The organism is Chryseobacterium sp. SSA4.19, assembly GCF_022601875.1.
Lineage (GTDB): Bacteria > Bacteroidota > Bacteroidia > Flavobacteriales > Weeksellaceae > Chryseobacterium.
Map to the genome: position 1 here is coordinate 23,301 of NZ_JAKVIP010000009.1, position 19,431 is coordinate 42,731.

Here is a 19,431-nt window from a genome sequence, read left to right on the forward strand (position 1 = left end):
TTAGGTAATTAAGACATCTGCAGAATACTGCGGACGGAAATTCCTTATCCTAAATATTGAATTTAATTAATTGATTTTCAAATAGTTAATTGAAAAATAAATTTGTGAATTAAAAAAAATCATCTTTACTTTGCAACCGAAAATTAAAAGCAACACGTTTTTAATCATTCAAAACTTTTTTAAACAACATGAATATAATGAAACAATTGCATAACATATCTAATCAGTTTTCAGGACTACACGGACAGGAGCCGAAAGGATATACATGTATTCTTGATAGTGAATGTGTGGAAAAAAGGTGCTTATATAAATGGGTCAGCTAACGAACTGACACGTCAAAAAATATAAAGCGCCTCCCAAAAAGAGGCGCTTTTTTTATGGTTTCTTTAGCTTATTTGGTAAAGCACCGGTCTGTGGAACCGGAGAACAGGGTTCGATCCCCGGAGAAACCCCAATATAATCTCATAGCTCAATGGGTTAGAGCACCGGTCTTTTAAACCGGGGGTTGAAAGTTCAAATCTTTCTGGGATTACAAAGATTCACGGAAAATTCGGCTCCGGCTGTCTCCCGGAAAAGAATATGGAAGTGAATCTGCAAAACTGGAAAGATAACGGTGGTTGTTTACCCGCCTTGGACGCGGGAGGTCATAGGTTCGAATCCTGTTTTCCAGACAGTTGCTCCATTCGTCTAACGGTTTAGGACGGCTGCCTTTCGAGCAGCAGATAAGAGTTCGATTCTCTTATGGAGTGCAAAATGTGGCTTGAATATAGAGCGCCTGACTCATAATCAGGTGCCCCATATTAAAATTAAAAAAGATTTCGTAGCTCAATGGCAGAGCACTGGTCTGTTAAACCAGAAGTTGAAAGTTTAAGTCTTTCCGGAATCGCAAAAACTAAATGTTAATTGTTTCAGACGAGAAAAAGAAAAGGCCTGCCAAGCGCAGACGATCTTTAAACCAAGAAAACACAGAATATATAGGCAGGTTTTTTCTTATACTCGGGAAACAGCAATAAAAGGAAAGACCTAATATAATTTTAGGTAAAATAAAGTCTGTCCAGCGCAGAAGTTCTTATATCAAATAAAAATTAAGACAGGCTTTTTTTCTTTTAAAAAAATCAGGTTAAAGTCAGTTGGTAAGATTACGCATTACCACTTGCTTATTACCCAAAAACTGATGGTTCGCCGAAGTGGAAGATTCGGGGCGGTCTGCAAAACCGTTGCGTAAGCTGAGTGGGTTTGACTCCCATAACCATCTCAAATAACTGAAATGAGATCAGTTCCGGAGAAAAGTAAAAGTTTGTCGAGCGTAGAAGTTCTTACATTAAACTAAAAATTAAAGACAGGCTTTGTTTTTCTTCACAAATTCAGGTTAAAAGTAAGTGGGTTAAATTACTCATTACCCATTGCTTATCAACCATAAAAAATGAAGTACGCCGAAGTTGGAGCGTCGGGGAGACTGGCATGGGGAACGATTCCTTAAAAATATAAACTACAGAGGTAAAATCTGTTGTTTCATTGCTGAGCAGGTTCGAAATGCAAAGCATTCGTGAATAAATATAAGACAGAAGGATGATGAACAATCCTACTGCTTCCACCAAAACCGCTGATAATGTAACGGCAGCATGCAGGAAATGTACTCTTGTTGTTCAGGTTCGATTCCTGGTCAGTTGGTTAATGGCTCTATTCGTCTAACGGTAAGGACGTCTGCCTTTCGAGCAGAAAGCAAGGGTTGGATTCGCTTATAGAGTACAGGACGTAGGTTATTATAAAAAGTAAAAAGTAAAAAGTAAAAAGTGAAAAGAAATTGAATAGGTTTCAAAATCTGCGGGAATGGCGGAACTGGCAGACGCACCTGATTTAGGCTCAGGACAGTAAGGGTTCGACTCCCTTTTCCCGTACACAATATAATTGATAGGTAATGTGCAATGAGTAATAGTTACGGTGCAGATATTAAACATGATTTTAATAGTACCCATTACCATAAATTCGGAAGAGTGGTGTAGAAGGTCTGCACGTTAGTCTGAAAAACTAAAGGTACAGGTTCAATCCTGTCTGTTCCACAGAACATGAGTAATAACTAACGCTCAAAACTCATAGTTTGTAACTCATAACTCAAAAACTGATTCATAGTGTAATTGGTCAGCACACAAGACTTTGACTCTTGTTGTTCAGGTTCAAGTCCTGATGAATCAACAAAAAAATAGAAATTTAGAAACCGGAGGTTAGACCTTAAAAAAATAACCGCAAGTAAAAATCAGGTATCAATGATTATGTATCAATTATAAAAAATAGACAACTTAAATATGTAGAAAAAATGGAAACGCAACAACAAATATGGCAGAATATGAACGGGAAAATTTTCCGAGACCCTATCACACAGCTGGTAGAAGAAGCCATCATCCGCGAACAGGCCCATGGGCACCGGCTCAAAGTATGTGTGGGATCAGATTCCCATGTCTATGGTGACGCTATTAATTATGCAACGGCGGTCGTGTTTATCCGCGAGGGAAAAGGAGCGTTTACCTTTATCAGAAAAGAAAGAGAATTCCAGCGTATCAGTATCAAAGAGCGAATGTTGAACGAGGTAAACAAATCCGTAGAGATTGCTTACGCCATTTGCTCTATTCTGGAAAATTATGATGTGGAAATGGAGGTGCACGCCGACATTAATACCGACCCGGATTTCAAATCCAACGTCGCATTGAAAGACGCCATGGGCTATATTCTGGGAATGGGTTATGTGTTTAAAGCAAAACCTTACGCATTCGCAAGTTCAAATTGTGCTGATATGATGGTGTGATCTTAAAATTAATAAAAAACCTTAAAAACTAATAAACATGTATTTTTTAATTCAGGCTAACGTATATCTGGATCCCGATCATTATAAAATTTTTGATGCTTTGGAAGAATTAAATATCGATTACAGTGTAATTAATATTCCTCCGACCGCAGAAAAGATCGACTTCAAAACAGACAGAAAAGATGTTTTTGTGTACGGTTCGGTGACGATTGCAAGATTGGCAAAACAAAATACCGATTGGTGTCCCGGTTCTTTTTACGGAGGTAATCATTTGTATGAAGTGTATTCCAGATATTATGGTGAAAACCTTCTCAATCACAACGTTTCCGTTCATAAAATTTCGGAAAAACTGATCTGGGAAAAGGGTGAATTAAAATTCATTAAACCTTACAACGAAGCGAAAATTTTTACAGGAAAGGTTTTCAGCGAAATAGAATGGAACGATTTTGTTTTTGAAGCATTGGAAAATCAATCCAATAGAATTACAGAAGATTCATTGGTGCAGGTTTCTGAAGCAAAACGGACAATCAAAGAAGCAAGACTTTGGATTGTTGGCGGACAAATTATCGATGCAGGATATTATAAATTTAATGATCATGCTCCTTTCGAGGAAAAAGTTTCAGAAGACGGACTGAATTTTGCGAATAAAATGATTCAGCTTTTCAATCTTGAAGAAGCCTTTGTAATGGATATTTGTTTAACCGATGAAGGCTGGAAAATGGTTGAAATAAATTGCATCAACAGTTCGGGATTTTATCCGAATACGAACGTGAAAAGTATTATTAAAGCTTTGAATATTTACTTTTCAAATTAAAAAGATTAAAGCAATGAAAATAACAAAAAGATTATTGTTTCTGGATGATATAAGATATCCGATTGAGGCTTATCAGTATACCAAACAGGAGATTTTCCTCAGAAAAGATTGGAATATCGTTCGGAATTACGATCAGTTTATCAGCAGGATTCTGGAAAAAGGACTTCCGGAAATGATTTCTTTTGACCACGACCTTGCTGATGAACATTATTGGGAACCAGGTTCTCAGGAATTCGTTGAAAAAACAGGCTACGATTGTGCAAAATGGCTGGTAGAATATTGTATGGATAACGACGCATCCTTACCAAAATTTTATTGCCACTCCATGAATCCTGTTGGAAAGGCAAATATTGAAAGCCTTTTAAAGAACTTTAAAAAATTGTAATGAACATTTTCAGATATATTAAGGATATAAAAACGCATTTGAAACTCAGTTTTGATGAAGTTGACAGATGGTTTGGTAAAGATAAAGTAACATTGAATTATCTACCTTCAAACGGAGGTTGGACGGTTCACCAGATTTTAGAACATATTTATCTCACGAACTTTTATTTGTTGATTCTCATTGAAAAAGGTTCAAAAAAAGCCATGCGGAATTATCTTGATCTTGATTTAAATCTGGAAATAGAAAATTACAGTTTCGAACAAGAAAGATTTGAAAATGTAGGCGATTATGGTGCTTTTAAATGGATCAGACCTGAACACATGGAGCCGAAAGGAGAATTGAAATTAAATGAGATCAGAAGTTTAATCTCTCAGCAATATCATCAGTGTTTAAAATATTTAGAACTGATGAAAAACGGTGAAGGTCTTCTGTGTAAAACAACAATGACGGTGAATGAACTGGGAAAAATCAATGTATATGAATATATTTATTTCCTTTCACTTCATGCCCAAAGACATGTTACTCAAATGAAGAATAATGAATTAGAAACTATTAAAAATTAAAAAATGAAACCCAATATATTTTTTACAGCAGACCATCATTTTGGTCATGAAAATATTATAAAATTCTCCGAAAGACCTTTTCAGTCTTTAGAACACATGAATGAAGAACTCATCAAAAGATGGAATGAAAGAATAGGAGATAAAGATATCGTCTACCATCTGGGCGACGTGAGTTTAGGAAAACCGGATATCACGAAAGGAATTTTGAATCGGTTGAATGGTAAAATTCATTTAATAAAAGGTAATCACGAATATTCAGCACTCAGAGTCCCGGACAGATTTGAATGGATTAAGGACTATCACGAACTATCTATTGAAGATGAAGAAGCCACTGCAGGCAAACAGAAAATCATTCTTTTTCATTACGCCATGAGAACATGGAACGCATCGCATCATGGGGTCTGGCAGCTCTACGGGCATTCACACGGCACTTTGTCGGATGACGAAATGGCTCTGAGCATCGATGTCGGAGTAGATTGCCACAATTTTTACCCGGTTTCTTACGAAGAAGTTAAAGAATTGATGAAAAAGAAAAAATGGACACCCCCGTTTGCGCCGAGAAATTAAATTAAGTAATAATCATTAGTAATGGATAATTTTAGAATCTATTGATCAATTATCATGTATTTAAAAAATTATGAAAACAACAAACGAAATATTAATCGTCGATCTGGAAGCCACCTGTTGGGAATATGACAGGATCCCGGCAGGCCAGAAAACCGATATTATAGAAATAGGAATTTGCAAATTAAACAGAATCACTAAAGCCATTTCAGGGAAGCAAAGCATTTACGTCATTCCTGAAAGGTCTAAAATAAGTAAGTTTTGCACGGGGCTTACCGGCATTACTCCGCAACTGATCGAAGAAAAAGGAATCTATTTTGAAGAAGCCTGTGAAAAGATCAGGAGTGAATACCATTCATCGCAGCTTACCTGGGCAGGTTTTGGAGATTTTGATAAAGAGCAGATAATGCAGCAATGCGATTACCTGGGCATTGAAAATCCTTTTTCAGAACAATATCTGAACATTATGCATCAGTTCAAAGCCTATAACGGATTGTATAAATGATGGGCCTGAAACGCGCCCTGAAATCCCTGAACATGGAATTTGAAGGAAACCATCACAGCGGGGCAGACGATGCGTACAATGCTGCGAAAATTCTAAGAGAGATTTTGCGGTAATTATTAACAATAAACAATTAAAAAAAGTGAAAACAACAAACCCTATATTAATCATAGACCTCGAAGCTACTTGCTGGGACAGCCGGCCGCCGCGAGGACAGGAAAGTGAAATCATAGAAATCGGGGTATGTATTATGGATGCAAAAACCGGTACGATTTCACAAAATTAGGGAATTTTGGTAAAACCTCAATACTCAAAAGTGAGTCCGTTCTGTACGGAACTGACTTCCATTACACAACAGATGCTTGATGATGAAGGAATTTTATTGGAGGATGCTTTGGATATCCTGAGAGCGGAATACGATTCCGAGAATCTTACCTGGGCAAGCTACGGAAACTATGACCTGAATATGCTGCAGAACCAGGCCAGAAGGTTCAATGTGGATTATCCTTTGAGCGATGACCATATTAATGTCAAAACTCTATTCGGGCAGATGCATCCGACCGTTCGTAAAAGTGTCGGAATGGCAAGAGCTTTGGACGAGCTGAATCTCAAGCTTGAAGGCACCACAGAGGCGTGGATGATGCCAGGAATATTGCGAAGATTTTGTACTGGTGTTTGCAGCAGCAATAATTTAGCATTCTAAAGATCTAACAGAGTTAGTCTCACAACTTAATGATGTGGGTTGAGAATCGACTGTACGAAAATCATTCTCTGACAGGAGGTCGATAAAAATCATAAAAAAAGTCCGTTTTCACTAGTTGTGAGACGGACTCTTTGTAAGAAATATAGATTTAATTGAAATATTCAATAACAGTATAATTTCCGTCGTAATACTTTTCCAACAGTTCTTTTAGATAATATTTATGTTGTACGCCCGTTAAAACTACAATTTTTTTACCTTTATTTTCAGTTGCTTTTTTGATGATATTAATTGCCATGGAATTGTTTCTGAGATCCCAGAAATTACACCACAATTGATAACCGTCACGATAAGAAATTTTTTCTCCATTTGGCTTAGTAACAAATTTTTTTGAAAATAAATCTTCAGAATTAGAGATTTTGGGTAGCTCGTGATGCTGGATAGATTGTCTGTATCTGTTAACCGTTTCAAAGGCTAGTGAATTTAAGCTTTTAATATCAGTTTTAGCAAAATCAGATAATGTTTTATTGGCATTTATATATTTTTCGTAGATAATTTTATTTGTAGAGCTCAAAGCATTTTTTTGATACAGACTGTCCATCATTTTAATGGTAAGATTATCAGTAGGAACCATTCCGTTATCTTTTCTATATTGATTTCGTCCTTCAAACTCAAATGGAAGATTAAGCGTCTTTGGATATTTTTTCAGATACATTAATGTTGCAGTCTGTTCATTCGATTCAGGACGTATTTCTTTTGTATAATCGGCTATTTGTTTGCTGTCATTTTCCTGAAGTAGAATTTCGGGTTTAATGCTATCCAGTATTTCATAAAGCATTTGAGGGTTCAGGATAGGCGATGAATCGTGAACAACTCCGATGATATAAATTTTAGTCTTTTCAGTCGTTTGAGAATAGGTAATTATGGAAACTAAAAGACAAAATAATAAAGCTAGATATTTCATAAATTTAATTTAAAACAAGTATTAGTTTTTGGAAAGCAAATCTATGAATAAGTTCGGATTAACCAAGGTCGTTTACAGCTAAAAAATGATTTGTATGATTTTTTAATTCTGTTTTCTTTCCAGCCATTCATCATAAGAAAGTACACCCAACTCCGGTTGTCCGTTACCTTCCAGAACCGAGATAAATTCCAGCTGATTCCCGTCAGGATCATTAAAATAAATGGCCAGAGCCGGCATCCAGGCAAAAACCATAGGTTGAACCGTTCCGTTTTTTAAAAAATTGTAAGGTTTTAAATCTTTACTTTTTAAAAACGCTACCGAGTAATTCAAAATATCTTCTTTATCAGCCGTAAAAGCAAAATGCCGGGTCTGTAAATTTTCTTTCTGTTCCCACAAACCGAGCATGGCTTCTTTATGTTTTCCGATCCATAAAAAAGCAATCGGGCGGGTTTCGTCCCGGTGTGCTAATTTCAGTCCTAAAACTTTTGTATAAAACTCTATCGCTTTTTCCAAATCACTTACCTGAACATGGGTTTCATATAATCCTTTAATCATCGTCTAAAATTTAAGTAACAAAGCTAAAAAAGCATGTCGTGAAAATGCCATACTCCCGATTTCTTTATGAAAAATGAATAATAGACAGATTAATTTGCTCCTGATTATAAAAATTTTTAAAAAAAATAAAACTGTGCAAAATGATTGCGTAATTGCTTCATTACTTTGCATTAGAAATCAGAGAGGAAGTGATAATCCTCCAAAATATTTAATTAAAAACAGCGACCATGAAATTTAATTTTTTGAAAAAAGAGAATAAAGTAGTAACGAACTACGAAGGTGCAAAGGCTTACACAATGACGGCTGCAGAAGAACTGTACAGTGCTGTGGTTACAACAGGATTATCAAACACCTCTTATGAAAAAGGAAATGACCGGTTGGCGAGAATTCAATCTCTGATTCAGAAAAATGATCCTGAATTCGTTGCTAAGCTGGCGGTCTACGCAAGAAATGACATGTACCTGCGTTCGATTCCATTGGTTTTAACGACTGAATTGGCTAAACAAACTTCAGGTACCGACCTGGTGAGCAAAACCGTTGACGGCGTTATTCAGAGAGCGGATGAAATCACAGAATTGCTGGCCTATTATCAATTGGCTAATGAAAGAACGGGTATTAAAAAACTGAACAGGCTGTCAAAACAGATCCAGAAAGGTTTGGTGAAATCTTTTAATAAATTTGATGAATACCAGTTCGCAAAATATAACAGGAAAGCTGAGGTTACGTTAAAAGATGCTTTGTTTCTGGTTCATCCGAAAGCAAAAGATGAAAACCAGCAGGCTATTTTCAACAAAATCGTTAACGGTTCGTTGGAAACTCCTTACACCTGGGAAGTTGAGCTTTCCGTGCTCGGTCAGACAAAATTTACCGATGAGACAGAAAGAAAATCAGCATTCAGAAACAAATGGGAAGAATTAATTTTCAGCAATAAACTGGGCTATATGGCCACCTTAAGAAACCTGAGGAATATTCTGGAAGCCCGTGTTTCTTCAGATGCCATAGAGAAGGTGTGCAGCTATCTTTCCAATGAAAAAGCAGTGAGGAACTCAAAACAATTGCCATTCAGGTTTTTATCGGCGTATAGGGAATTGAAAACCATCGATTCGCCTTACATGCCGTCAGTTTTGGAAGCATTGGAAGATGCCGTGGCACTAAGTGCACAAAATATTAAAGGCTTCGGTTTCGGTACTTCGGTAGTAATTGCGGCAGACGTTTCCGGCTCGATGCAGAAACCGGTTTCTCCAAAATCCAAAGTGCTGTTGTACGATATCGGTTTGCTGATGTCAATGATTTTGCAGTCACAATGCAAAAATGTGATTACCGGTATATTTGGAGACCGTTGGAAAAGAGTTCCGATGCCGAAAAACGGTATTTTAAGAAACGTAGATGGATTTTATAAAAGAGAAGGGGAAGCAGGATATGCCACAAATGGTCATCTTGTGCTTGAAGATTTGATTAATAAACAACAAATTGTAGATAAAATCATGCTGTTTACCGATACGCAGATGTGGGACACCGGCGGTTTTACCAATGCTTTTGCAAACTCATGGAACCGATACAAAAAGATCAGCCCGAATGCAAAATTGTATATTTTTGACCTGGCCGGTTACGGAAAGCAACCGCTGGATATCAGGAAAAATGATGTATACCTCATCGCGGGCTGGTCCGATAAAATTTTCGATGTCCTGAATGCTTGGGAAGACAGGAAATCTGCAGTGGAAATGATCAATAAAGTAGTGCTGTAAAAGGCACTGCTCTAATAATGATAAATTATAAGTGATAAATGATGAATGATTTTATGCTGAATTATTACTGTAATTTAGGAGCTTAATCCCGCTTTCCGCTGTATCTTTTTCACCAGTGCTTTTTTCCAAGCCATTCCAGAAAAAGGATGCCGCTGCAATCGGGGCTAAGAAAAGTAAAGTGATTATGATGATAAAACTTTTTAACGTTATTGAAATAAATCCGTTTATATATTCTCAGGAAAATTATGAGATTCCGGAATTATCAGATTTCCTAAATTCTAAGGAACGGGATGATAGATGGCAGAAAGCTGTATCTACTTTAGGTCTTAATGTAAAACTCATCAGGGAAGATTCTTATTTCGTAGATATTGAAACGATTAATGATGAAAACCTGAAGATTATTTTAAAAATAGTTTTCAATAATGATACTAATATTGAGGAAGATAATTATTTAAAGATGTTTAATGGAGGAATTGTTTTAAAGAAAGACCATGAATTCCTTCTTGAACCCCAATGTTGTGCAGATCTTGAAGATATTAAGAACTGGGAATATATTTTTGAAAATAGTGTATTGGATTGGTCACAGTTATGGATTGGGCATCCATATGTTTATTATAGGAAATTTGAAGAAAAAATTGAATTTTCAGATTATACGGATCGCATGTTGAGTGAATTAGATAATATAGAATGTGTTTTTGAAATTGATCAGTCGGATTTAAAAATTGAGATAGATAAAATGAAAGTGCAGCAGGTGAAATTCAAAAATAGAGTCAGAGATCTTTTAAAAGAAATATAATTTTAAGTTTTAGGTTATTTTTAGCTGAAGTTTGATTCTGTAAAATCGCAGATTTCCAAGTCTTTAACTTTTGGTTCTTTTCCTTCAAGGCAGAACGAATAAAAAAATAATTTCAACTGCGTAAAAAGAATGCGCACTGAAGTAATAATTTTACTTCAATAAAAACAATAACAATAAAAACTTTAAAAAAGTAAGTGTCGTAAAATAGGGTTACTTCTGGGGACAGCAATACAGGTTCAAATCCTGTTTCTTATTTGAGAATGGTGTAATGGGATCACTCTGTCGATAAGTCTCTGTTTGTTTTTACTTTACTTTAAGAATTATCCGATGCCGTAACAAAAGAGTTCCTTCGACTTTCATTGAACCAAAACTCTTTTTAAAAATTGCTCGGTTTTAAAATTATTAAAAAAATCAAGTGTCGTTTTAGAATCATACTTCGATTATTAATCATTGGGTCGCAGGTTCGATTCCTGCCTTCTCTGTCGTAAACGGGAAGTAGCTCAGCCGGTAGAGCAAATGCACCGAAGATTCTATAATTTTTACCTTGATTATATTAAAGAGTGTCGTAGAGAAAACTTACTTCGGTACATCTTATGATTTTGGTTCAACTCCAAAGTAAACCTGAAAATGGTTTATATGGGTTTTTTCGTTTTTTACCTCTTTAAAAATAAAACAAGTGCCGTAGAATAGTGTTACTTCGCTCATTACGACGGTGTCGCGGGTTCGAGTCCCGCCTCTTCCACAGACAAAACACAAATGTAAAAGGAAGAGTAGCTCAGCTGGTTAGAGCACGACTACGCTTTTTGACTGTTGCCTTGTTTAAAAATAAAGTGCCGTAAGGAAAAGATACTTCGTCCCTTTGGGGAGGAATCATGAAGCCGGTAATTCCGGCAAGATGATCCGGTTCGACTCCGGCCTGACGTGCCCCGCTTTTCTTTTCCTGGCTGTCGCCTTTTTTAAAATGAGTCCGTCTCACAACTAGTGAAAACGGACTTTTTTTATAATTTTTATCGACCTCCTGTCAGAGAATGATTTTTGTACAGTCGATTCTCAACCCACATCATTGAGTTGCGAGACTAACTCATCCCTTTTGTTGTACAAGTATTATTTGCCGGCCTGTTATATAAAATTTGTGCAAAGAAAATAAGTACCTACCTTTGATGCGTCATGAAAAATACCTTAAGCTTATTCGATTTTTCGAAAAAAATAAATTATAAGAACGAGTTGCTGGCCGGTTTTACCGTAGCCATGACAATGATTCCGGAATCGCTTTCGTTTGCCATACTCGCGGGGCTTTCTCCTCTGACCGGCTTGTATGCAGCTTTTATGATGGGCCTGGTGACTGCGGTTCTGGGCGGGAGGCCCGGGATGGTTTCCGGCGGAGCTGGGGCAACCATTGTGGTGCTGATCGCGCTTATAAAAACCCACGGTTTGGAATATCTTTTCGCAACCGTTGTGCTGGGAGGTGTTTTGCAGCTGATGGTCGGAGTATTCCGCTGGGGAAAATTTGTCCGGCTGATTCCGCAGCCTGTGATGTACGGTTTCCTGAACGGTCTCGCAGTTATTATCTTTATGGCCCAGGTTGAACAGTTTAAAATTACCGGTGCAGACGGTGCAGTGAGCTGGCTGCAGGGAAGTTCTTTATATGTAATGGCCGGATTGACGGCCTTCACTATTGCCATGGTATACTTCTTTCCTAAGATCACCAAAGCCATTCCTGCATCTTTAGTGGCGATTTTAGTGGTTTTTGGTATTGTTTCAGGATTCGGGATCAGTACAAAAACTGTTGCTGATATTGCCAGTATCAGCGGAACACTGCCGAAGTTTCATATCCCGCAAATTCCTTTTTCATTAGATACGCTACAAATTATTTTCCCGTATGCGCTGATCATGGCTGGAGTGGGGCTTATTGAATCGCTTCTGACTTTATCCATGGTTGATGAAATTACCAATTCCAAGGGCAATGCCAATAAAGAATCGGTAGCACAGGGGTTAGCCAACATAACCAACGGCTTCTTCGGTGGAATGGGAGGCTGCGCCATGGTTGCACAAACCCTAGTCAATCTGAATGCAGGCTCAAGAAGCAGGCTTTCCGGAATTATTGCTTCCATTACCATTCTGATTATTATTCTGGTTGGTGCTCCGTTCATTGAAAAAATTCCGATGGCTGCTTTGGTGGGTGTCATGATGATGGTGTCCATCAGTACGTTTCACTGGGTTTCGGTCAGGATTGTCAATAAAATGCCGAAATCCGATATTTTTGTCGGCATTACCGTAGCTTTGATTACGATTGTTCTTCATAATCTTGCCCTGGCCGTTCTGGTAGGTGTGATTATTTCAGCCTTGGTTTTTGCCTGGGACAATGCGAAAAGAATACGGGCCAGAAAACATATCGATGCGGACGGAATCAAATATTACGAAATCTACGGGCCTCTGTTCTTCGGTTCTGTAACAGCTTTCACGGATAAATTTGATCCGGTAAATGATCCGGAGATCGTGGTCATCGATTTCAAGGAAAGCCGGGTTGTTGATATGAGTGCTATCGATGCTTTAGATAAACTGTCAAAAAAGTATTCCCAGCTTGATAAAAAGATGCATTTAAGACATTTAAGCCAGGACTGTATACAAATGCTGAAAAATGCAGAAGCCGTTATTGACGTGAATATCCAAGATGATCCTACGTATAAAGTGATGCCTGAAAAATAAGTCAGACTAAACTGAACTGTAATATTAATTTTTCAATAGTACGAGGAACAAGATCGCGAAAATCATAAAAATATCTTAAAACGGGAAACTGCATTTACACATTGATTTAAAAATTCTATCTTTGAAAGAATGGATCAATTTTTGACTATAGAAAATGTAAAATCTTTTTCAGGAAAAAAGCTAAATAAAAAATTTTAACTAAACCATTTTGAAAACAGATATAGACATCCACAATCACTCACATTTCTCTTTTGATCTGTGGCTCACTTTAATAAAATCCCATCCTGAATTTAAGGCAAAACGAGTTGAGCTGTTCTCTTCTTTTTTTGATATTGATCAACCGATTGCTGAAGTTGCAAAAGCAGTAAAATATTACGATGATCTCTGCAATATCATTAATGAGGTAATCGGAGGCAATGTGGATACTTTTGAAATCTATTTGCTGATTTTGGGTTCGTTGAATGTGGACCTGAAACAGCTGGAGAAAAGTAAATTAAAGGAGTTTTACCAGAAAAGCGAAGATTTGTTTCTGGAATACAAACCGATTGTGATTTTTGAAAATTTACACCAGTTTTTTGAAGAAATCAAAGCCCGCGGAAAAACCATTAATATTCTAAGTAATACGGGATTTATTAAAGGCAGAACGATGAGGAAATTTCTGATTAATGAAAATCTCGACCAGTTTATTGATTTCCATGTATATTCTGATGAAGCCAATTGCTCAAAGCCCAATCCGCAGATATTTCAGGAGGTGAAATGTCTGATCAAAAACCAGGATCTGGATCTGCAGCAGGTTTTACACATTGGTGACAACCCGGTTGCTGATTATAAAGGCGCAAAAGATTTCGGCTTCCATGCACACTTACTTACACCCAAAATATAATATGAACAAAAGATACAGCTTACATCATATCCATTCGGCGGATGAGTTCACTTTTTCGCCCGAGGAATACAGCTATTTTAAATATGGTGACAAGACGTATGCAGAAAAATTTGCCAAAGAATTATTTGATGGCTTTATTTCTCAACACGCAGGCCTTTTAGATGGCGAAAAAGAAATTGTGGTTTTGCCGAGTCCTTATATGGCCATTCCGACTGCTTCCAATTTTCTGTGTTTTTATTTTAAAAAGCATCTTGATTTCTATCTGTTTAAAAAAGGAAGAAAATCAAGCACCTTATCAAAAATCAACAGGAATCATACGTATACGACTGATTATGGGAATCTGAGTTTTGAAGACCGTAAAAATTTAATATCCAATGACACATATTATCTGGATAAAGATTTTCTTCGGGGAAAACTTTGTATTTTTATAGATGATATTAAAATTACCGGCAGCCACGAGTATACTGTGAATAAAATTTTGGAACAGTATAATGTAGAAGGAGAATTTTTATTCATGTATTATGCTGAGCTGATGAATTTTGATCTCGATCCCAAAATTGAAAACTTCTTTAATTACTACGCTGTGAAAAGCGTAGAGCACATTGCAGAAGTTATGATAAAACCGGGTTTTCAGTTTAATACGCGGATTGTAAAATATATTTTGGGGCTGGAATCAGGTAAATTTGAGTATCTTTCGTCTAAAGTAACAAAGGAACAGATGGATCTCCTGCTGGAACTGGCGATCAGCAACAATTATCATTTAATAAAAGAATACGAAAACAATATAAACACTTTAACACAAACTGAATTATATTATGGCTATTAACTTGCAGAAAGGACAGAGAGAAAATATAAATGCCCCTAAATTCACAGTAGGATTAGGATGGGATATCAATAATACTTCCACAGGAACCGGCTTCGATTTAGACGCCTCTTTATTTTTACTGGGCGAAAATAAAAAACTCGTTTCCGATAATCACTTTATTTTTTACAACAACCTGGAATCGCCGGATAAAGCAGTGATTCATACCGGAGACAATTTAACAGGTGATGGGGCAGGAGATGACGAGCAGATTAAAATCGATTTAACCAAAATTGATGCTGCGGTAAAAGAAATTACCATTGTCGTAACCATTCACGAAGCAGATGCCAGAAGACAGAATTTCGGACAGGTAAGAAACTCTTTCATCAGAATTTTCAATACGGATACCAATGAAGAAATTTTGAAATATGAATTGGATGAAGATTTCTCCATTGAAACCGCTGTGGAATTCGGAAGGATCTACAACAGAAACGGTGAGTGGAAATTTGAAGCGGTAGGAAGCGGACAAAGAGAAGGCCTTGACAAATTTGTATCAATGTATCAATAATTTACTATGGATAATCAACCTAACCAACCTATCGATCCTCTTCAGTCGATTGAACCGCTTAAGACATTCGAGCCCGCATCGCAGCCACAACAGCCTGCACCGGCTCCTCAGGGAGCTGCACCGGTAGTGGTAGACCGGGATGGGAATGTCAACTTATCTCAATTACAGGTAGAAGAGCGTAAAAAATATGAAGTTCTTGCCGATTCCATTGATGAGACCAATCCCGGATCCATCGTTAATTTCGGATCTGAGCTTCAGAGAACACTCTCTAATCAGAGTGACAGCTTCCTGGGGAATGTAAGAAGATCCAATTCCGGAGAAGTGGGAGAGCTGATCAATAATTTATTGGTAGAGCTTAATTACGTAGACGTAGAAGAACTCAACCAGAATAAATTCAAAAGCTTTCTAAGCAAGCTGCCCTTCATGAAAACGCTGATGACGCAGGTGGAGAATTTATTTGCGAAGTATGATAAGATCATCAACAATATCGACCAGATCGCGTATAAAGTCAACGCAGGAATTATTACCTCTACAAAGGATAATGCCGTACTGCAGACCATCTTCGAGAGTAATGTGAATGCGATTAAACAGATTGAGGAACTGGTTATTGCCGGTAACCTGAGAATGGAAAAAGCTTCGGCTGAACTTGCTACAATGGAAGCGGCCCCGCAGAATTACCAGGATTATGAAATTGCGGATAAAAGAGACTTTATCGCAAGGTTAGACCGCAGATTGGCAGATCTTAAAGTGGTACGCCTTATCATGATGCAGTCGCTTCCGCAGATCAGACTGGTACAGAACAACAACGTTTCAATTGCGGAAAAAGCACAGACGATCTTAACCACTACATTACCGCTTTGGAAAAATCAGCTTTCTTTAGCTGTTGCCATGTACAGACAGCAGCAAAGTATTGAAATCCAACAGAAAGTATCTTCAACTACGGAAGATATATTGAAAAAGAATGCAGAACGCTTAGGCCAGAATTCAATCAATGTAGCGAGAGCCAATGAACAGACTGTAGTTTCTGTAGAAACTTTGAGAGAAACTACATCGAAACTGATCAGTACGCTGAATGAGGTAAAACAGATCCAGAAACAGGGTGCGGAAGGCAGAAGAAAGCTGGATCAGGACCTGATGACGCTTGAACATGAACTGAAAGCAAACGTAAGAGGATAATAATACCCTGAAAGGTGGATGATGAAGCTGTAAACATACTGTCCCAAAGCAAAAGAAGATTAACGAAACTTAAGCTTCTGGCTAATTTTTTTGAAAATGCGGATATCATTTCGGTTTATATTAAAACCGATGTTATCCATCATCTTTTTCAGGAAAATAAAGCCCTTGACTACAGTAAGCTTGAGTTGTTCCACCTGCAGTATACCGACAGCCTCATTGAGCTTCTGACAAAGATTAAAAGACAGAAAGAAAACGAGATGCTGGCAGTTATCAATGAGATTGATGTCAACAATAAATATATCTCGGGTTTTGAAGAAAAACAGGCGGATGGTTTTGAAACAGACCGGAGAATGTACAGCGGTATATTTTCCAATCAGTTGAAAAGTTTGTATAAAGATCTTACGGAAGATAAATTCAGGCTGAACTGGGAAAATGTACTGTATTTCTACAAAAAATACGCCTCGGAATTCTACAGAACAGGGGGGGGTGAAGAATTGCTGAAATCAGGATCGTTTCCCGCTTATCAGCATATGGAATACCAGATCGAAAGGAAATTACTGGGCAGGCTGAATATCCAGAACTTTAAAGTCCGTTTTGTCTGTGGCTATAATATCTCGGGGAATGAATATGAATTGTTCAAACTCTTTCAGTCCGATGATTATTTTATTTTTGATATCGAAGGCAAAAAAATATACCTGATCGATCCTAAGAAGATGGAAAAGCTGGATATTGCACCTAATGAATCGAACCAGGAAACGCTTGTTCATCAGCTCAGAAAGAAAAATGAAAAACTGGAGGAAACCATCAGTGAGAGAAAAAAAATACTTCCGGACCAGGTGATTGGTGTTTTGCAGGATTATCTGAAGAATCTGGAGAATGTGGACATCATGAATAAAATATTCGACATCAATGAAGAAACCAATATTCTTCGTGCTATGCTGAATTTAAATTTAAATAATTAATTAAACCCAACAGGAGAACCGTTACCTGTATACAGCTTACGGTTTTGCAAATATTAAACATACAAATATGGCGATTAACTTACAGAAAGGTCAGAGAATCAACCTGACAAAAGAAAACGGAACGGCGCTTACGCAGGCTTGTGTAGGAATCAACTGGGGAGCAATAGAGAAAAAAAGCTTTTTCGGAGGAACTTCAAAAGAAGCGGTGGATCTTGACGGAAGCTGTATTTTATATGATTCAAACAAAAATGCAACGGAAGTAATCTACTTCGGAAACTTAAAATCTAAAAATGGATCTGTAAAACACAGTGGAGATGACCTTACCGGCGATGTAAATGGTAATGACGGCCTGGATAACGAAGTAATCACTGTAGATTTCAGTAATCTGGATTCTAATGTAGAGCATGTTGCATTAGTTCTGAACAGTTATAAAGGTCAGGATTTCGGGACAATTCCATTTGCTTCGATCAGAATTTATGAAGGAACGCCGACCAATGTCAGAGAGGTTTTTGCCAAATATGATATTGCCAATGATGTTTCTTTCAAAGGGCACGTAGCAATGGTGATGGGCGTTTTCTATAAGAGAAACAATGAATGGAAATTCAATGCAATCGGAGATCCTACCAAAGACAGGAAACTGCAGGAAACCATTGAAACGGTAAAGCAAAAATATTTGTAAAATAAACAGTAAAAAAAATTAAAGAATGGATATTAAGTCCATCTTGATTATTTTTTACTGAAAGTTTTAAATTATAATACTTAGCAATACTTGTACCCTGTACAGCTATTGCTTTTATCATATAATAAGCACATTAAAAAGTGGGACAAAATACGAGCATTTTAGATCTTCATCCCGGTCTGGTTTGGGGATTTGCGATAACGGTGGTTATCATGTTACTCCTTGACTTGGGAGTTTTCAACAAAAAAAGTCACGAAGTTTCTTCCAAAGAAGCTACCATCTGGTCAATTGTCTGGATCTCGCTGTCAATGGTGTTTTCAGGAGTCGTTTACTGGGTGTATAATTCAGATTTGGGTCCGGGAAGTCATGCATTGGCGGTAGAGAAATTCACTCAGTACCAGGCGGCTTACTGGATTGAGAAAGCACTCTCGGTGGATAATCTCTTTGTATTTATCCTGGTTTTCGGATTCTTTAAAGTTCCGAAATACCTTCACCATAAAGTTTTGTTCTGGGGAATCATCGGAGCACTGATTTTCAGGGCGGTATTTATTTTTGCAGGAGTCGGTTTAATCAATCTAACCTATCTTCCTGAAATGAATATTTTCGGACATCCTGTCAAGATTAATATTGTAATGGCTTTATTTGGTCTCTTTCTTGTCTATGCGGGAATAAAGTCCTGGGGAGGTGGTGACGATGATGATGATGAAGACTACAGCAATACGGCAGGCGCAAGATTAATCAAGAGGTTCTGGAAAGTTTCCGATAATTACGTAGGAGATAAATTCTTTACGGTTCAGAACGGAATCAAAATGGCAACACCGCTTTTGGTAGTAGTGGCAGTTATTGAATTTACCGATGTACTTTTTGCGGTAGATTCCATTCCGGCGATTTTTGCAATCTCCAATGATCCGTTTATCCTGTACACCTCTAATATCTTTGCGATTTTAGGATTAAGATCCCTGTACTTCCTGCTGGCGAACTTTATTCATATGTTCAGCAAGCTTCCTTACGGTTTGGCGGTGATCTTAACATTCATCGGTGTAAAAATGCTGATCGCTCCCTGGATTCATATTCCGTCACCGGTTTCATTAGGAATTGTAGGCGGGGTTTTGGTGATCTCCGTTATTTTATCAGTGATGTTCCCGGATAAAAATAAGGATGAAGATCAGGAAAAACCTGAAGATTAAATATAAAAAGGCTTTACATATTGTAAGGCCTTTTTTATGTGCGTTTGAAATTAACATCGACTAAGCTCGGCAGAATCTAC

22 protein-coding genes and 9 tRNA genes are annotated in these 19,431 nt (G+C 37.4%); 28 read left to right on the plus strand and 3 right to left on the minus strand.

All coding sequences use genetic code 11. From position 1 onward, the window contains the following. Positions 1 to 379 precede the first annotated feature (379 nt). From MKJ01_RS07875 to MKJ01_RS07950, 18 genes are all read left to right on the plus strand, one after another. Positions 380 to 452: transfer RNA gene (locus MKJ01_RS07875), tRNA-His, on the plus strand. A 6-nt stretch (positions 453 to 458) separates the two neighbouring features. Continuing rightward, a tRNA-Lys gene (locus tag MKJ01_RS07880) sits at positions 459 to 532 on the plus strand. A 67-nt stretch (positions 533 to 599) separates the two neighbouring features. Continuing rightward, positions 600 to 671 (plus strand) — tRNA-Pro (locus tag MKJ01_RS07885). A gap of 5 nt (positions 672 to 676) precedes the next feature. Continuing rightward, positions 677 to 749 (plus strand) — tRNA-Glu (locus MKJ01_RS07890). A gap of 65 nt (positions 750 to 814) precedes the next feature. Beyond that, a tRNA-Asn gene (locus MKJ01_RS07895) sits at positions 815 to 886 on the plus strand. A gap of 683 nt (positions 887 to 1,569) precedes the next feature. Next, entirely contained in the window at positions 1,570 to 1,692 is a 123-nt protein-coding gene (locus MKJ01_RS18820) for a hypothetical protein (protein ID WP_302850479.1), read from the plus strand. Further along, positions 1,678 to 1,749: transfer RNA gene (locus tag MKJ01_RS07900), tRNA-Glu, on the plus strand. Before MKJ01_RS18820 ends, MKJ01_RS07900 begins: the two co-directional genes overlap by 15 nt. Before the next feature lie 75 nt (positions 1,750 to 1,824). Beyond that, positions 1,825 to 1,898: transfer RNA gene (locus tag MKJ01_RS07905), tRNA-Leu, on the plus strand. 90 nt (positions 1,899 to 1,988) lie between these two features. Next, positions 1,989 to 2,060: transfer RNA gene (locus MKJ01_RS07910), tRNA-Phe, on the plus strand. A 60-nt stretch (positions 2,061 to 2,120) separates the two neighbouring features. After that, positions 2,121 to 2,193 (plus strand) — tRNA-Gln (locus tag MKJ01_RS07915). A gap of 121 nt (positions 2,194 to 2,314) precedes the next feature. Beyond that, entirely contained in the window at positions 2,315 to 2,800 is a 486-nt protein-coding gene (locus MKJ01_RS07920; RefSeq protein ID WP_241613204.1) for a ribonuclease H-like YkuK family protein, read from the plus strand. Positions 2,801 to 2,837: 37 nt separating this feature from the next. After that, complete coding sequence (locus MKJ01_RS07925; protein ID WP_241613205.1) at positions 2,838 to 3,614, plus strand: ATP-grasp domain-containing protein; 777 nt, start codon at positions 2,838 to 2,840, stop codon at positions 3,612 to 3,614. A gap of 13 nt (positions 3,615 to 3,627) precedes the next feature. Beyond that, positions 3,628 to 3,999 (plus strand): cyclic-phosphate processing receiver domain-containing protein, encoded by a 372-nt coding sequence (locus tag MKJ01_RS07930; protein ID WP_241613206.1) that lies wholly within the window; start codon positions 3,628 to 3,630, stop codon positions 3,997 to 3,999. After that, positions 3,999 to 4,562, plus strand: coding sequence for a DinB family protein (locus MKJ01_RS07935; RefSeq protein WP_241613208.1), 564 nt, complete (start codon positions 3,999 to 4,001; stop codon positions 4,560 to 4,562). Before MKJ01_RS07930 ends, MKJ01_RS07935 begins: the two co-directional genes overlap by 1 nt. 3 nt (positions 4,563 to 4,565) lie before the next feature. Continuing rightward, a complete protein-coding gene (locus MKJ01_RS07940) occupies positions 4,566 to 5,129 on the plus strand; it encodes a metallophosphoesterase family protein (RefSeq protein ID WP_241613210.1) in 564 nt (187 codons plus the stop codon). A 70-nt stretch (positions 5,130 to 5,199) separates the two neighbouring features. Beyond that, entirely contained in the window at positions 5,200 to 5,631 is a 432-nt protein-coding gene (locus MKJ01_RS07945; RefSeq protein ID WP_241613212.1) for a 3'-5' exonuclease, read from the plus strand. A 139-nt stretch (positions 5,632 to 5,770) separates the two neighbouring features. Then, positions 5,771 to 5,914 carry a hypothetical protein gene (locus tag MKJ01_RS18940; RefSeq protein WP_241613214.1) on the plus strand — a complete coding sequence of 48 codons (144 nt, stop codon included), beginning with the start codon at positions 5,771 to 5,773 and terminating at the stop codon, positions 5,912 to 5,914. A 6-nt stretch (positions 5,915 to 5,920) separates the two neighbouring features. Further along, the gene (locus tag MKJ01_RS07950; RefSeq protein ID WP_241613216.1) at positions 5,921 to 6,331 is read left to right on the plus strand and encodes a 3'-5' exonuclease; all 411 of its coding nucleotides are present in this window, start codon (positions 5,921 to 5,923) and stop codon (positions 6,329 to 6,331) included. A 148-nt stretch (positions 6,332 to 6,479) separates the two neighbouring features. Here MKJ01_RS07950 and MKJ01_RS07955 read toward each other — a convergent pair whose 3' ends face one another. Continuing rightward, on the minus strand, positions 6,480 to 7,292 hold the full coding sequence (locus tag MKJ01_RS07955) for a hypothetical protein (protein WP_241613218.1): 813 nt from the start codon (positions 7,290 to 7,292) through the stop codon (positions 6,480 to 6,482). Between the two features lie 102 nt (positions 7,293 to 7,394). Then, positions 7,395 to 7,847, minus strand: coding sequence for a VOC family protein (locus MKJ01_RS07960; protein WP_241613220.1), 453 nt, complete (start codon positions 7,845 to 7,847; stop codon positions 7,395 to 7,397). Between the two features lie 227 nt (positions 7,848 to 8,074). On the opposite strand from MKJ01_RS07960, the gene MKJ01_RS07965 reads away from it, so the two are divergent. Both MKJ01_RS07965 and MKJ01_RS07970 read left to right on the plus strand, forming a co-directional pair. Next, positions 8,075 to 9,592 (plus strand): TROVE domain-containing protein, encoded by a 1,518-nt coding sequence (locus MKJ01_RS07965; RefSeq protein WP_241613222.1) that lies wholly within the window; start codon positions 8,075 to 8,077, stop codon positions 9,590 to 9,592. 184 nt (positions 9,593 to 9,776) lie between these two features. Continuing rightward, positions 9,777 to 10,388 carry a hypothetical protein gene (locus MKJ01_RS07970; RefSeq protein ID WP_241613224.1) on the plus strand — a complete coding sequence of 204 codons (612 nt, stop codon included), beginning with the start codon at positions 9,777 to 9,779 and terminating at the stop codon, positions 10,386 to 10,388. 775 nt (positions 10,389 to 11,163) lie between these two features. Here MKJ01_RS07970 and MKJ01_RS07975 read toward each other — a convergent pair. After that, positions 11,164 to 11,364 (minus strand): hypothetical protein, encoded by a 201-nt coding sequence (locus MKJ01_RS07975; protein WP_241613226.1) that lies wholly within the window; start codon positions 11,362 to 11,364, stop codon positions 11,164 to 11,166. Between the two features lie 191 nt (positions 11,365 to 11,555). Here MKJ01_RS07975 and MKJ01_RS07980 point away from each other — a divergent pair, with 191 nt between their 5' ends. From MKJ01_RS07980 to MKJ01_RS08015, 8 genes are all read left to right on the plus strand, one after another. Next, positions 11,556 to 13,094: a SulP family inorganic anion transporter gene (locus tag MKJ01_RS07980; protein WP_241613229.1), complete on the plus strand. Its 1,539-nt coding sequence runs from the start codon at positions 11,556 to 11,558 to the stop codon at positions 13,092 to 13,094. Between the two features lie 208 nt (positions 13,095 to 13,302). Further along, entirely contained in the window at positions 13,303 to 13,977 is a 675-nt protein-coding gene (locus MKJ01_RS07985) for an HAD family hydrolase (RefSeq protein ID WP_241613231.1), read from the plus strand. A 1-nt stretch (position 13,978) separates the two neighbouring features. Next, positions 13,979 to 14,803, plus strand: coding sequence for a phosphoribosyltransferase family protein (locus MKJ01_RS07990; RefSeq protein WP_241613233.1), 825 nt, complete (start codon positions 13,979 to 13,981; stop codon positions 14,801 to 14,803). Next, the gene (locus MKJ01_RS07995) at positions 14,793 to 15,347 is read left to right on the plus strand and encodes a TerD family protein (protein ID WP_241613235.1); all 555 of its coding nucleotides are present in this window, start codon (positions 14,793 to 14,795) and stop codon (positions 15,345 to 15,347) included. The genes MKJ01_RS07990 and MKJ01_RS07995 overlap by 11 nt, the downstream gene beginning before the upstream one ends. Before the next feature lie 6 nt (positions 15,348 to 15,353). Continuing rightward, a complete protein-coding gene (locus MKJ01_RS08000) occupies positions 15,354 to 16,523 on the plus strand; it encodes a toxic anion resistance protein (protein WP_241613237.1) in 1,170 nt (389 codons plus the stop codon). A 14-nt stretch (positions 16,524 to 16,537) separates the two neighbouring features. Next, positions 16,538 to 17,485, plus strand: a complete 948-nt coding sequence (locus tag MKJ01_RS08005; RefSeq protein WP_241613239.1) for a hypothetical protein — start codon at positions 16,538 to 16,540, stop codon at positions 17,483 to 17,485. Between the two features lie 67 nt (positions 17,486 to 17,552). Beyond that, the gene (locus tag MKJ01_RS08010; protein ID WP_241613241.1) at positions 17,553 to 18,164 is read left to right on the plus strand and encodes a TerD family protein; all 612 of its coding nucleotides are present in this window, start codon (positions 17,553 to 17,555) and stop codon (positions 18,162 to 18,164) included. Between the two features lie 140 nt (positions 18,165 to 18,304). After that, positions 18,305 to 19,351: a TerC/Alx family metal homeostasis membrane protein gene (locus MKJ01_RS08015; RefSeq protein ID WP_241613242.1), complete on the plus strand. Its 1,047-nt coding sequence runs from the start codon at positions 18,305 to 18,307 to the stop codon at positions 19,349 to 19,351. Positions 19,352 to 19,431: the final 80 nt, after the last annotated feature.